General features: G+C 71.3%; 8 protein-coding genes. 5 read left to right on the plus strand and 3 right to left on the minus strand.

The annotated features are described in order from the left end of the window. The first annotated feature begins 34 nt into the window (after positions 1 to 34). The 5 genes from ACIBQ1_RS08410 (at position 35) to ACIBQ1_RS08430 (ending at position 9,624) form a co-directional block, all read left to right on the plus strand. A complete protein-coding gene (locus ACIBQ1_RS08410; protein ID WP_397275607.1) occupies positions 35 to 4,009 on the plus strand; it encodes a discoidin domain-containing protein in 3,975 nt (1,324 codons plus the stop codon). Positions 4,010 to 4,180: 171 nt separating this feature from the next. Continuing rightward, the gene (locus tag ACIBQ1_RS08415; RefSeq protein WP_397275608.1) at positions 4,181 to 6,235 is read left to right on the plus strand and encodes a sensor histidine kinase; all 2,055 of its coding nucleotides are present in this window, start codon (positions 4,181 to 4,183) and stop codon (positions 6,233 to 6,235) included. Between the two features lie 72 nt (positions 6,236 to 6,307). After that, a complete protein-coding gene (locus tag ACIBQ1_RS08420; protein ID WP_397275610.1) occupies positions 6,308 to 7,492 on the plus strand; it encodes a site-2 protease family protein in 1,185 nt (394 codons plus the stop codon). A gap of 98 nt (positions 7,493 to 7,590) precedes the next feature. After that, positions 7,591 to 8,199 carry a dihydrofolate reductase family protein gene (locus ACIBQ1_RS08425; protein ID WP_397275612.1) on the plus strand — a complete coding sequence of 203 codons (609 nt, stop codon included), beginning with the start codon at positions 7,591 to 7,593 and terminating at the stop codon, positions 8,197 to 8,199. 132 nt (positions 8,200 to 8,331) lie between these two features. After that, positions 8,332 to 9,624, plus strand: coding sequence for an ArsB/NhaD family transporter (locus ACIBQ1_RS08430; protein ID WP_397275614.1), 1,293 nt, complete (start codon positions 8,332 to 8,334; stop codon positions 9,622 to 9,624). A 60-nt stretch (positions 9,625 to 9,684) separates the two neighbouring features. Here ACIBQ1_RS08430 and ACIBQ1_RS08435 read toward each other — a convergent pair whose 3' ends face one another. The 3 genes from ACIBQ1_RS08435 to ACIBQ1_RS08445 form a co-directional block, all read right to left on the minus strand. Then, complete coding sequence (locus ACIBQ1_RS08435; RefSeq protein ID WP_397275615.1) at positions 9,685 to 11,919, minus strand: xanthine dehydrogenase family protein molybdopterin-binding subunit; 2,235 nt, start codon at positions 11,917 to 11,919, stop codon at positions 9,685 to 9,687. Between the two features lie 83 nt (positions 11,920 to 12,002). Continuing rightward, the gene (locus tag ACIBQ1_RS08440; protein ID WP_397275617.1) at positions 12,003 to 12,974 is read right to left on the minus strand and encodes an FAD binding domain-containing protein; all 972 of its coding nucleotides are present in this window, start codon (positions 12,972 to 12,974) and stop codon (positions 12,003 to 12,005) included. Continuing rightward, positions 12,971 to 13,468 (minus strand): (2Fe-2S)-binding protein, encoded by a 498-nt coding sequence (locus ACIBQ1_RS08445; protein ID WP_397276732.1) that lies wholly within the window; start codon positions 13,466 to 13,468, stop codon positions 12,971 to 12,973. Before ACIBQ1_RS08445 ends, ACIBQ1_RS08440 begins: the two co-directional genes overlap by 4 nt. Positions 13,469 to 13,520 lie beyond the last annotated feature (52 nt).

Here is a 13,520-nt window from a genome sequence, read left to right on the forward strand (position 1 = left end):
GAGGCAAGTGCGTAAACCGTTGGTGTGCTTGGCTGTGTTAGCGCTCACAGCTTCGCTTGCCGCGTCACCGTCGTACGCCGCCCAGGACGACCTGGGGATGCCGGTGTTCACGGGCGCCGATCCGGTGCCCGCCGAGCCCGTGGCGTACCACCCCCGCAAGATGATGGAGGAGATCTACAGGAAGGAGAAGGGCGGCGACTCGTACTGGATCGACCGCATGCTGGCCCGCCCCGGCAACGATCCGGCGGGCCCGTGGTTGATGACGCGCGGGCGGGCGCTGTTCATGAAGGAGCACGATCCCTCGGTCATCGGCTTCGGTGGGTTCGTGGCGTATTGGGAGAGTATCGACAACCGCGGCGCGTACGAGGTCTCGCTGGGCTCCGAGCTCGCCGAGGACGTCTCCAAGCGCCTGCAGATGCCCAGCCACTGGACCGGGCAGTACGGCGGGGACGGCCTGTCGGTCGGGGTCAAGAAGTTCATCACCCACGAGAACGTGGCCGTGACGACGCTGGAGATCACCAACGCGGGCTCCGCGGCGCGCACCGTGCCGATCACCGTGACCTCGCCCTACACCAGGACCCCCGACGGCGACCGGGAGCTGACCGGGACCGTCTGGGCCAAGAACAAGCTGACCACGATCTTCCCCCGGCTCAGCGGTGACGGCCTGAAGGTCTCCGACGGCACGCTCAAGGGCTCGGTGACGGTCGCGCCGGGCAAGACCGTGCGGACCAAGGTGCAGATGGGCTTCGTCACCGACGAGCTGCCCGGGTCGCGCGCCGAGTACGACGGCTACAAGGGCCGCTCGCCGGAGCAGGCGCTGCGGCGCCAGCTCCAGGACTACAACGCCTGGTGGGCCGAGAACCTGCCCTACATCGACGTGCCCGACGAGAACATCAAGAAGTTCGTGTACTACCGCTGGTGGCTCATGCGCTTCAACTTCCTCGACGCCGACATCCCCGGGAACGACTTCCAGTTCCCCACGTCGGTCGAGGGCGCTCTGGGCTACAACAACGCGATCGTGCTGACCGTGCCGATGTTCGTGCAGGACCTGAAGTACCTGCGGGACCCGATCTACTCGTACGGGCCGTGGGTGTCGGCGGGCGAGGTCTCGCGCAACTCGAAGTACACCGACAACCCGGGCGACCCCGAGAACTGGTCGAACAGCTACACGCAGTACATCTCGGCCTCGGCCCTGGAGAGCTACCAGCTCCACGGCGGCCAGCCGTCCATCCTGCGCAACCTGGCCCGCTACGCCGAGAAGGACGTGTACGGGCAGCTCGACGCCTACGACTCCAACAAGAACGGCGTCATCGAGTACGACTGGGAGGCCATGACCGGGAACGACGCCGACGCGGTCTCGTTCCACTACTACGACCGGGCGAACGAACGGCTCGAAGGCGCGTACGTGTACGCCAACGCGACGGCGGCGGCGCAGGCGTACGAGCTGGCGGGTGACGCGGTTAAGGCGGCGGAGATGCGCGGCGTGGCCGACAAGGTCAAGAACGGCATCCTCACGCTGCTCTGGGACGAGCAGAACAAGCTGTTCAAGCACCGCGACCTCCAGACGGGCAACCTGATCCCGTGGAAGGAGTCGAACAACTACATCCCGTACGCCACCGGGCTCGTGCCGGCGGACGACCCGAAGTACCGGGAGGCGCTGCGCCTGTGGACCGACCCGGCGGAATATCCGATCTTCCCGGCGTACACCGCCAACCAGAAGGACAAGGCGGAGGCCGCGGCGGCGGGGAACCCCGGCTCCAACAACTTCTCGCAGATCAACTCCACCAGGAACTTCGCGCTGTTCTCCAAGGCGCTGCGGCAGTACAGCTCTCCGTACATCACCGCAGACCAGTACAAGCAGCTCCTGTACTGGAACGCCTGGTCGCAGTACGTCGGCGGCGACACCCGCTACCCCGACGCCAACGAGTTCTGGGCCGACTGGAACCCTTCGACCAAGAGCATCGGCTACCGCTCCTGGATCCACCACACGATCCTGGGCAGCAGCAACTGGACCGTCATCGAGGACGTCATGGGCCTGCGCCCGCGTTCGGACGGCAAGGTCGAGCTCTGGCCGGTGGACATCGGCTGGGACCACTTCAGCGTCAACGGCGTCAACTACCGGGGCAGTGACCTGACCATCGTCTGGGACAAGCCGGGCGACGGCACCAGGCACTACGCCGGGGTGCCCGAGGGGTACTCGATCCTGATCGACGGCAAGCGCAAGGTCACCCTGTCGGGGCTGGCGCACGCCGTCTGGGACCCGGCGACGGGCAAGGTCGAGGGCGGTCAGGTGGTGTACGCCGAGAAGGCCGCCTCCATGAAGGCCCCCGCCCAGGTCGAGCTCAAGGGCGACCGCGTCGAGGACCTGTTCCAGAAGGCCGGCGTGGACCTGCGCTCCACCCGCCCGAACCTGGTCAGGTCGGCCACCACCTCCCACGGCGACCCGGCCGGGGCGGTGGACGGCTTCACGATCAACGAGCCGTACTGGGGCAGCAAGGGCTCCGGCGAGCCTCAGGACTGGCTGGCGGTCGACCTCGGCTCGGCCCAGAAGGTCGACCAGGTCAAGCTGTACTTCTACAACGACCGCAAGGCGGGCGGCTACCGGGAGCCCGCCTTCTACACCCTGCAGTACCAGGACGGCGACACCTGGAAGGACATCCCGGGCCTGGCCAGGAAGCCGGCCCACCCGCGGGCGAACCTCAACGTGGTCCGCTTCCCGGCCGTCACGGCGCAGAAGCTGCGGGTCCTGGTCACCCACCAGCCCGGCTACGCGACGGGCCTGAAGGAGGTGCAGGCGTACCGGACGGGCGCCGACGCCGGCTCGGTCGTCAACAAGGCGCCGTCCGTGGTGGTCGTGCCCGATCCCACGTTCAGCCGCCCGGGCCAGGCCAGGTTCGACGCGGTGGTCAAGGACGACGCGCTGCCGTCGGGCAGGCTCACCACCCAGTGGGCCAAGGTCGACGGGCCCGGCGAGGCGTTCTTCACCAACCCGACCGGCACCGGCACGGTGGTCTCGTTCTCCGAGCCGGGCGCGTACCGGCTGAGGCTCACCGCCACGGACGGCGCCAAGAGCGGCTCCGCGACCGTGAACGTCACCGCGACGCCGCAGGCGGCGCAGGTGAACGTGGCGCCCAAGGCCACGCCCACGGCCTCCTACACCTCGCCGTGGGAGAAGGTCGCCGCGGTCAACGACGGCATCGACCCGCCGCGCTCCAACGATGGCGCCAACCCGCGCTGGGGCACCTGGCCGCAGCAGGGCACGCAGTGGGTGCAGCTCGACTGGCCGGCGCCGGTGCGGGTGAACAAGAGCGACGTGTACTTCTTCGACGACGGCGGCGGCGTGCGCGTCCCCGCCTCGTGGAAGATCCAGTACTGGGACGGCGACTCGTTCGAGGACGTCACCGGCGTCGCCTCCTACCCGAAGGCGGTGGACGCCTACAACACGGTCGCGTTCGACACCGTGACGACCTCGAAGCTGCGCGTCCAGCTGGAGGCCGGAGGGGCGTCGGTCGGCCTGCTGGAGGCCAAGGTGTACGAGGTCCCGCCGGACTCCGTGCGCCCCGTGCACGTCCCCACCCTGGCCGGCACGCTGCCGAAGCTGCCCGCCACCGTGGAGACCCTCTACGCGGACGGCACCCGCGGCTCGGCCGCCGTCACCTGGCAGCAGGTGACGCCCGACCAGGTCAAGGCCGGCGGCACCAGCTTCACGGTCGTCGGCCTGGCCGAGGGCGTGCGCCGGCCCGTCCAGGCCATCGTGTACGTCCGCACGACCGCGGCGGTGACGATCACCTCGATCGCCGAGGAGGCCGCCGCCACCCGGGCCGGGGTCGCCCCGTCGCTGCCCGGGACCGTCGTGGCGACGTACAACGACGGGTCGAAGGACAGCTCGGTCGAGGTCACCTGGGAGGCGATCAGCCCTGACAAGTACGCCCAGCCGGGCACGTTCACGGTGAGCGGTCAGGTGGCGGGCACGACCGTCGCCGCCAAGGCCACGGTCACCGTCGGATAGCACGGAAGCTCCCTGCCCTGGCTCAGCGGCATCGCGGGTCAGGGCAGGGCTCCGCTCAGGGCAGGGCTCCGCGATAACGTCCCGGAAACGGCGGACTGATTCATCCTGATTAAGGGGTCATAATCCTCTTCAACGGGAGGTGTGCCGGGGGATCGGAGAGGCGGAGCGCGGATGGCTGGGGGAGTCGCCGGGGTCGCCGATGACGCGGCACGAGGCGCGAGAGCCGTCTCCGTGGTCATGGCGGTGGCGTCGCCGGTGCTCACCGTCGTCGCGCTGCTGATCTGGGCCGGGCTGCCCGGCGCGTGGACGCCCGAGCGGACCGTGTCCCCGCAGACGGCCGCCGCGCTGACGTTCCCCGCGGTCGGCGCGTTCCTCATCTTCCACCGCCCCCGCCTCAACCTGGCGTGGCTGATGTGCGCGGGCGGCCTCGCCGCCGCGATCAGCGACCTCGCGCAGGCGATGATGTTCCGCGCCGCCTCCGACGGCGACCTCCTCCTCGCGGGCCACCTGCGCCTGCCGGGCCAGCTCGGCTGGGCGGTGTGCGGCGTGACGCTCACCATGGTGCTGCCTCTGTACTCGCCCGACGGCCGCCTGCCCGCCCCGCGCTGGCGGCTCGCCCTGGCGCTGGGCGTCGCCTCCATCACGGCCGACTTCCTGCGCGCCGTGTCCCGCGTGCCGCCGCCCCAGGAGGGCTATCCGTACCCCCAGGTCATCCCGAACCCGCTGCAGATCCCCGCGCTGGCCCCGTACACGGAGACGGTCTCGGCGGTCGCCTGGACGGGCATCTACGTCTCCATGGCGCTGTCGGCGCTGTCGCTGGCGGTGCGGTTGCGGCACGCGGACTCCGTCACCAGGCGGCAGATCGGCTGGCCGCTGCTGGCGTTCGCCGGCTACATCGTGTTCCTGGTCGTGGCCGCGTTCATGCCCGGTTTCACGTGGATCGCGTTCGGCTGGGCGGCGCTCATCCCGGTCGCGATGGCGTTCTCGGTGATGCGTTACCGGCTCTACGGGATCGACACGGTGATCAGCCGGGCGTTCGTGGCCGCCGGGGTGGTGGCCGTGGTCAGCGCCGTCTACTTCGGTGCCGGCGCGCTGTCCGGCCTGCTCGTCTCCGGCTACGGCCAGGTGGCCGGGATCGCCGCCGCGCTGTTCGCGGGCGCGTTCTTCCAGCCGCTGCGGCGGGCGCTGCAGCGGGCCGTGGACCGGCTCCTGTACGGTGCCGTCGGCGACCCCGGCGTGCTGGCCGGGCGGCTGACCCAGGCGGTCCTGCGCGGTGACCCGGCCAAGGCGCTGACCTCGGTGGTGAGCGTGCTGCGCGACGGCCTGGCGGTCGAGGGCGTGGCCGTGGAGGTGGCCGACGGCGAGCCCCGCTACGTGGAGAACGGCCGGGTGGGCCAGGACGCCCGCGAGGTGCCGCTGGTCTGGCACGGGGAGCGGGTCGGCCGCCTGCTCGTCGGCCCGCCGGGCGCGCGCCGCTTCCCCGCCGCGCACAACGAGCGGGTGCTCGCCACGCTCACCCCGTACGCCGCGGACGTGGCCCACGCGGTGCGGATGGCGGCGGACCTGCAACGTTCCAGGGAGCGCATCCTGACGACCAGGGAGGAGGAGCGCCGCCGCCTGCGCCGCGACCTGCACGACGGGCTCGGCCAGACGCTCTCCTCCATGGCGATGACCATCAACATGGCCAGGCTCAGCCTGAAGAACTCCCCGGAGGCCGCCGACGAGCTGCTGCGCGAGCTGCACACCGGCATGGGCGCGGTCACCGGGGACATCCGCGAGCTCGTGTACGGCCTGCGCCCGCCCGCGCTCGACGACCTGGGCCTGGTGCGCGCGATCCGCGACCTGGCCGGGCAGTCGTCGCCGCCGGCCGAGGTCGAGGTGCAGGGCGATCTTTCCGAGCTGCCGGCGGCCGTCGAGGTGGCGGTCTACCGGATCGTCCAGGAGGCGCTCACCAACGTCCAGAGGCACGCCCAGGCGTCCACCTGCCGGATCGTCCTGCAGCGGGAGCGGTCGGTGCTGCGCGTCCTGATCGCCGACGACGGCAAGGGGCTGCCCGAGGAGCACCGCGCGGGCGTGGGACTGGGGTCGATGCGCGAGCGGGCGGCCGAGCTGGGCGGGATCTGCGTGGTCGGCGGCGAGCCCGGGGCCGGGACGCGGGTGGAGGTCATGCTGCCCCTCCTGACCGCGCCTCCGGACGAGCTGGAGGGTGTGCTCAGCCCTTCCTGAACGGCGCTTGGGCTGCGCTTTTGCGGGCAGATTGCGCTTGAGCGGACAAATCTAGCCGCAGGGAGGCGCGAGATGCGTTCATCCATCCCTTTGGGCCGCATCGGGGGCGTGAAGGTGGGGCTCAACATCAGCGTGCTGGTGATCGTCGCGATCCTGGTGTTCGGGCTGGCCTTCGGACGTTTCCCCGCGGTCTTCCCCGGCTACCCGAGGGCCGCGTACCTGCTGGTCGGGCTGGTGGCGGCGGTGCTGTTCATGGCCTCGCTGCTCGCGCACGAGCTGGCACACGCGATCATGGCCCGGCGCGAGGGCGTCGAGGTGTCGCGGATCACGCTCTGGCTGCTGGGTGGGGTGGCCGAGCTGCGCGGTGAGCCGCGCTCGCCCGGCGCGGATCTGAAGATCGCCGTGGTGGGGCCCGCGACGAGCCTGCTCTGCGGAGTGGTGTTCGGCGCGCTGGCCGTGCTGATCTCCGCAGCGACGCTGGTCGGCGGCATGTTCGCATACCTGGCCGGGGTGAACGTGCTTCTGGCCGTGTTCAACCTGGTCCCGGCCGCCCCGCTGGACGGCGGGCGGGTGCTGCGGGCGATCCTGTGGGCGCGGTGGCGTGACCGGTCGCGGGCGGCGATCGCCGCCGCCCTGGCCGGGCGCTGGTTCGGCTACGTGCTCATCGCGGTGGGTTTCCTGCAAGTGGTCGTCGGGCGCGGCTTCGACGGGCTGTGGCTGGCGCTGATCGGCCTCTTCCTGGTGAACGCCGCCAGCGCCGAGGAGCAGCAGACCCGGCTCGGCACCGCCCTGCACGGGGTCCGGGTCGCGGACGCGATGTCGGGGCACCCCGTGGTCGCCGCGCCGGACGAGACCGTGTCCGGGCTCATCGACCGGGTCGTGATGCGGCACCGGCTGTCCACGTACCCGCTGGTCGCGCCGGACGGGACCTTCGCCGGCCTGGTGACGCTCAACCGCATCCGCCGGGTCGAGCCGGACCTGCGGGCGACGACCAGGCTCGCCGACATCGCCTGCCCGCCGGACGAGGTGCCGCAGGCCCGGCCCGAGGAGCCGCTGACCGACCTGCTGGCCAGGATGGAGGGGGCCGCCGACGGGCGGGCGGTCGTGCTCGACCCGGCCGGGCGGTTGATCGGCCTGCTGACGCCTACCGACATCAGCCGGACGATCCAGACGGCGGACCTGCGCTCGACGCTGTCGGGGCCGCGCGGCGCCGACCTCGCCCCGCCCTACCACGGCCACCACCGCGACGCTGCTTAGGGAGACCGTAAGGAATCCTTAAACGCTGTTCGCCAGGCTGAAGCCACAGAAAGACGGCAGGGCCGGAAAGGCCTTCACGGCGAGATGGAGTGGCGAAAATGGCGAGCAAACTGGTGGTCTCGACCTTCCTGTCCCTGGACGGCGTCATGCAGGGTCCCGGCGGGCGCGGCGAGGACGACTCCAACGACTTCCCGCACGGCGGCTGGCTGCCGCCGTACGTGGACGAGGGGTTCGGCCGGATCATGGGCGAGCAGTTCGAGCGCGCGGACGGCATGCTGCTGGGCCGCAGGTCGTACGACATCCTCTCGTCGCACTGGCCCAACGTGCCCGACGAGGAGGGCGGCGCCAAGATCAACAGCATGGCGAAGTACGTCACCACGAGGACGCCGATGACGGCCGCGTGGCGTAACACGCAGGTCCTGGTGGGCGAGGCGGCCGAGACCGTGGCCGAGCTCAAGAAGAACACCGACGGCGAGATCATCGTCCAGGGCAGCAGCGACCTCCTCCGCACGCTGCAGCGGGCCGAGCTGATCGACGAGTACCGCCTGCTGGTCTTCCCCGTCGTCCTCGGCGAGGGCAAGCGGCTCTTCGCCGAGGGGACCGCCCCGGCCGGGCTGAGGCTCACCGGATCGACGGCGACCGACGCCGGCGTCGTGTACGTCACCTACGAGTGGGCCGGCAGGCCCTCCTACGGCCTGGTCGAATAGGCCTGGGGCCTTGCAATCGCTTGATGCGGCTTTTGACGGGTTTTGATATTTTCCTGATGGGTGTGCCGGGAAGTCTGGTCGGCGATCGTGCCGCCGTTCCCGGAGTCGCCCTCTCATGCTCATCGAAGCCCCATGACCGCCACCGCCTGGGTGGCGGTGGCCGCCTTCCTCTTCGCGTACACGCTGATCGCCACCGAGAAGGTGCACCGGGTCGCGGCGGCGCTCGGCGGGGCGGGGGTCATGCTGCTGATCCACGCCACCGACGGGGGCGCGGCGTTCTTCGACGAGCACACCGGGATCGACTGGAACGTGATCTTCCTGCTGCTCGGCATGATGGTCATCGTCGGCGTCCTGAAGCAGACCGGCATATTCGAATATCTGGCGATCTGGTCGGCCAAGCGGGCGCGGGGGCAGCCCTTCCGGCTCATGGCGCTGCTGATCGTGATCACCGCCTGCGCCTCCGCGCTGCTGGACAACGTCACCACCGTGCTGCTGATCGCCCCCGTGACGTTCCTGGTGTGCGAGCGGCTGGCGCTGCCCGTGGCTCCCTACCTGATCGCCGAGGCCATGGCGTCGAACATCGGCGGCGCGTCCACGCTGGTCGGCGACCCGCCGAACATCATCATCGCCAGCCGCGGCGGCCTGACGTTCAACGACTTCCTCGTGCACATGGCGCCCCTGATCGTCGTGCTGGTGGTGGTGTTCGTCGGGCTGTGCCGGTGGTTGTTCAGGGCGTCGTTCAGCTACGACCCCGACCGGGCCGCGGAGATCATGTCGTTGAACGAGCGGGAGGCCATCGCCGACCGGCGGCTCCTGTGGCAGTCGCTCGCCGTGCTGGCCCTGGTGATGGCCGCGTTCGTGCTGCATCCCGTGCTGCACTACGAGCCGTCGGTCGTGGCGCTGCTGGGCGCCGGGGTGCTGGTGGCGGCCACCAAGGTGACGACCGAGGAGGCCATCCGCGAGGTCGAGTGGCCGACGCTGGTGTTCTTCTCGGGGCTGTTCGTCATGGTGGGGGCGCTGGTCGAGACCGGGGTCATCGGCCAGATCTCGAAGGCCGCCGCCGAGGTCACCGACGGCCGGATCGGCCTGACCACGATGCTGCTGCTGTGGGTCTCGGCCGGGCTGTCCGCCGTCGTGGACAACATCCCGTACGTCGCCACCATGAGCCCCATCGTGGCCGACCTCGTCCAGGCCAACGGGGGGAACGGGCCCGCCGAGGTGTTGTGGTGGGCGCTGGCCGTCGGGGCCGACCTGGGCGGCAACGCCACGGCCGTGGGGGCGGCGGCCAACGTCGTCGTCATCGGCATCGCCGCCCGCAACGGCACCCCGATCAGCTTCTGGCAGTTCACCAAGTACGGGCTGGTCGTGACGCTCGTGACCGTGGCGCTGTCGGTGCCCTACCTGTGGCTGCGCTACCTCACCTGACCGGCAGCACGTCCACGCCGTGCTCGTCGTCGCCCCGCGGCCCGAAGATGTGGCACTGCTTCAGAGAGGCAGCAGCTTATCGAGCGTGATCGGCAGGTCCGTGACGCGTTTGCCCGTGGCGTGGCGCACCGCGTTCGCCACGGCCGCGCCCACGCCCGTGATGCTGACCTCGCCCACGCCGATCAGGCCCAGCGGCATCGTCGGGTCCGGCTCGTCCAGGCAGTGCACGTCGATGCGCGGGACGTCGGCGTGCACGGGCACGTGGTAGTCGGCCAGGCTCGCGTTGACGATCCGCCCGGTGCGCGGGTCGACCAGCGTCTCCTCCGACAGCGCCAGGCCGATGCCCATCACGATGCCCCCGCGCAGCTGGCTGGCCACCGTCTTCGCGTTGATAACGGTGCCGACGTCGAACACGCCCACCCAGCGCGAGACCCGTACCTCGCCCGTGTCCCGATCCACCCGCACCTCGCAGAACTGCGCCCCGGACGCGGCCTTCACCCACCGGCTGCGGTCGCGCACGGTCTTCGCCATGAACCGCAGCATGCCGCCCCCGGCCGTGGCCTCCAGGTGGTCGCGGCCCGCCCGGGTGAGGATCGCCGCATATGTCTCGCCGTTGGCATCCTGGAAGAGCCCGCCGTCACGGGCCTCCGGAGCGGTCACGCCGCGCAACGGGGAGTCCGGCGACTTCCGCGCCAGGTCGAGCGCGGCCCGACGCAGCTTGCGGCAGGCCTCCATCACACTCGCCGCCGCGCTCGCCGTCTGCCCGGAACCGCCCGCCATCGGGCCGTCGGGCAGCTCCGAGTCGCCGACCTCGACGCGTACCGACTCCAGCGGCACCCCCAGCTCGTCCGCGGCGATCTGCGCCTGCGCGGTCGCCGCGCCCACGCCGATCTCGTGCAGGCCGCACCGCACCACGACCCCGCCGTCCGCGCCCAGCCGCACGGTGACGTTCGCCGGGAGCTGGAACGCCGGGTGGTACGCCGACGCTACCCCCATGCCGACCAGCCACCGCCCGTCGCGCATCGAGCCGGGCCGCGGATCGCGCTCGCGCCACCCGAACCGCTCCGCCCCCACCTCGTACGCCTCGCGCAACATGCGGTGCGCGAACCGCTTGCCGTCCATCGGGTTACGCGCAGGCTCGTTGCGCATCCGCAGCTCGATCGGGTCCATGCCCAGCTCGCAGGCCAGCTCGTCCACGGCCGATTCCAGGGCGAAGGTGCCGATGGACTCGCCCGGGGCCCGCATGAACGTGTTCGAGACCAGGTCGAGCTGGACGAGGCTCTGGCGCAGGCGGATGTTCGGGGAGTCGTACAGGTGCCGGGAGGCCGAGGTGATCTGCTCGCCCCCGCCGCCGACGCGGCCCGTCCTGGCGACGCTGGTGTGGATCAGCGCGGTCAGCCGTCCGTCGGAGTCCGCGCCCAGCGCGACCCGCTGGGTGCTCGGGGTCCGGCCGCCGACCGTGTGGTAGACGCCGGCCCGGGTGAGCACCAGCCGCACCGGGCGCTTGGTGGCCCGGGCGGCCAGCACGGCGAGCAGCGTGCCCGCCCACACCGAGCCCTTGCCCCCGAACCCGCCGCCCACGTAAGGGGACAGCACGCGGATGTTCCGCTGGGGAACGCCGAACCGCTGCGCGAGATGGCTGCGCAGCCACGCGATGCTCTGCGTGCCCTCGTGCACGGTCAGGCGGTCGCCGTCCCACACGGCGGTCGTCGCGTGCGGCTCGATCGCGTTGTGGTTGTGCGGCGGCGTGGTGAAGCGCAGGTCCACCGAGACCGGCGCGGACGCCAGCGCCGCCTCCGCGTCCCCCTTGTCCGCCGCCGCCGGCATCAGCGCGTTGCCCTTCTGCGGGGTGGCGTTCGGCACCTCGGCCGCGAAGTCCACCACGGCGGGCAGCTCCTCGTACGTGATCCGCACCAGGCCCGCCGCGTGCCGCGCGGCCTCGGACGACTCGGCCACCACGACCGCCACGGGCTGGCCGTTCCAGTGCACCTCGTCCGTGGCCAGATAGTTGACCGACGTCCCGATGACCATCGTGCTGGGGTTCAGCAGGCTCCGGGAGGGCGGGGGCTTCATGGCGGGGGCGTTCTCGTGGGTGAGGACCTCGATCACGCCCTTCACCGCGCGTGCCGCGTCCGCGTCGATGGCGGTGATGCGGCCCCGGGCGATCGTGGAGTGGACGAGCGCGGCGTGGGCGAGGTCCGGGTACGGGTGCTCGGCCGCGAAACGGGCCTGGCCGGTGGTCTTGGCCCGGCCGTCGAGCCGGTCGACGGGGCGGCCGACGTACTTGATGCTCATGCCGGCTCCCTCAGCGTCTTGATGCTCATGCCAGCTCCCTCGGCGTCTTGGTTCTCATGCCGGCTCCCTCGGCGTCTTGGTTCTCAAGCCAGCTCCCTCAGCGTCGCCACGATCGTGGTCCTGGCCAGCTCCACCTTGAACGCGTTGCCCGGCTGGACGGTCGCGGGCGCCAGCTCGGCCTCGGCCGCGCGGCCGAACGCCTCCTCGGTCGCCGGGCCGCCGACCAGGACCCGCTCCGCCTCATGGGCCCGCCATGGCTTGGTCGCGACGCCGCCCAGCGCCAGGCGGGCCGCCGTCACGGTGCCGTCCCGCACTTCCAGTGCCGCCGCCACCGAGACCAGGGCGAACGCGTACGACGCCCGGTCCCGCACCTTGCGGTAACGGGAGTTGGCCGCGACCGGCGCGGGCGGCAGCTCGACCGCCGTGACCAGCTCGTCGCCGGCCAGCGCGGTCTCGACCTGCGGCGTGTCACCCGGCAGCAGGTGGAAGTCCCCCAGGGGGATCCGCCGCGTGCCGCGCACGCTCCGCACCTCGACCGTGGCGTCCAGGGCGGCCAGCGCCACGCACATGTCGGACGGATGCGTGGCGATGCAGCTCCCGCTCACGCCCAGGACCGCGTGCCCGCGGGTGAACCCGCCGAGCGCGTCGCAGCCGCTGCCCGGCTCGCGCTTGTTGCAGGCGTGCGCCTGGTCGTAGAAGTACGGGCAGCGGGTGCGCTGCAGCAGGTTGCCGCCGACGGTGGCCATGTTGCGCAGCTGGGGCGAGGCGCCGGCGAGCACGGCCTGCGACAGGACCGGGTAGCGGGCGCGCACGCGGCGGTCGGCGGCCAGCGCGCTGTTGCGTACCAGCGCGCCGATCCGCAGGCCGCCGCCCGGCAGCTCGTCCACTTCGTCCAGCGGCAGGCCGGTGAGGTCGACCACCTTTTCCGGACGTTCGATGCCCTCGCGCATGAGGTCGACCAGATTCGTGCCCCCGCCCAGGAACTTCGCGGCGGGGCCGGCGGCCTCCAGGGCCTCGGCGACGTCGAGCGGCTTCACGTACGCGAACGGTCTCATGGCGCCTCCTGGGCGGCGACGTCCCTGATGGCGTCGAGGATGCCGTTGTAGGCACCGCACCGGCACAGGTTCCCGCTCATGCGCTCCCTGATCTCGTCGTCGGTCAGCTCGATGCGCTCCGTCGTGGGGGTCACGACACTGGGCATGCCGGCCGCGTGCTCGGCCAGCATCGCGACAGCCGAGCAGATCTGGCCCGAGGTGCAGTAACCACACTGGAACCCGTCATGGCGGACGAACGCCTCCTGCAACGGGTGCGTGCCCTCCTCGCCCTTCGCGATCCCCTCGATCGTGGTGATCTCCTTGTCCGCGTACTGCACGGCCAGGGCCAGGCACGCGTTGATCCGCACGCCGTCCGCGAGAACCGTGCAGGCGCCGCACGCGCCCTGGTCGCAGCCCTTTTTCGGACCGGTCAGCCCGAGGTGGTCGCGTAGCGCGTCGAGCAGGCTGACCCATGGCTCGATGTCGAGGGACCGGGCCACGCCGTTCACCCGCATCTGTATCTCGGTCACACGCGTACTCCCCTCCGTAGGATGCCGACGCTAACAG

Source organism: Nonomuraea sp. NPDC050153 (assembly GCF_044460125.1).
Classification (GTDB): Bacteria; Actinomycetota; Actinomycetes; order Streptosporangiales; family Streptosporangiaceae; genus Nonomuraea.

Coding starts and splice junctions, on each gene's coding strand:
- ACIBQ1_RS08430 (WP_397275614.1), top strand. CDS start 8,332: ATGACCGCCACCGCCTGGGTGGCGGTGGCCGCCTTCCTCTTCGCGTAC.
- ACIBQ1_RS08440 (WP_397275617.1), bottom strand. CDS start 12,974: ATGAGACCGTTCGCGTACGTGAAGCCGCTCGACGTCGCCGAGGCCCTG.
- ACIBQ1_RS08445 (WP_397276732.1), bottom strand. CDS start 13,468: ATGCGGGTGAACGGCGTGGCCCGGTCCCTCGACATCGAGCCATGGGTC.
- ACIBQ1_RS08425 (WP_397275612.1), top strand. CDS start 7,591: ATGGCGAGCAAACTGGTGGTCTCGACCTTCCTGTCCCTGGACGGCGTC.
- ACIBQ1_RS08435 (WP_397275615.1), bottom strand. CDS start 11,919: ATGAGCATCAAGTACGTCGGCCGCCCCGTCGACCGGCTCGACGGCCGG.
- ACIBQ1_RS08415 (WP_397275608.1), top strand. CDS start 4,181: ATGGCTGGGGGAGTCGCCGGGGTCGCCGATGACGCGGCACGAGGCGCG.
- ACIBQ1_RS08420 (WP_397275610.1), top strand. CDS start 6,308: ATGCGTTCATCCATCCCTTTGGGCCGCATCGGGGGCGTGAAGGTGGGG.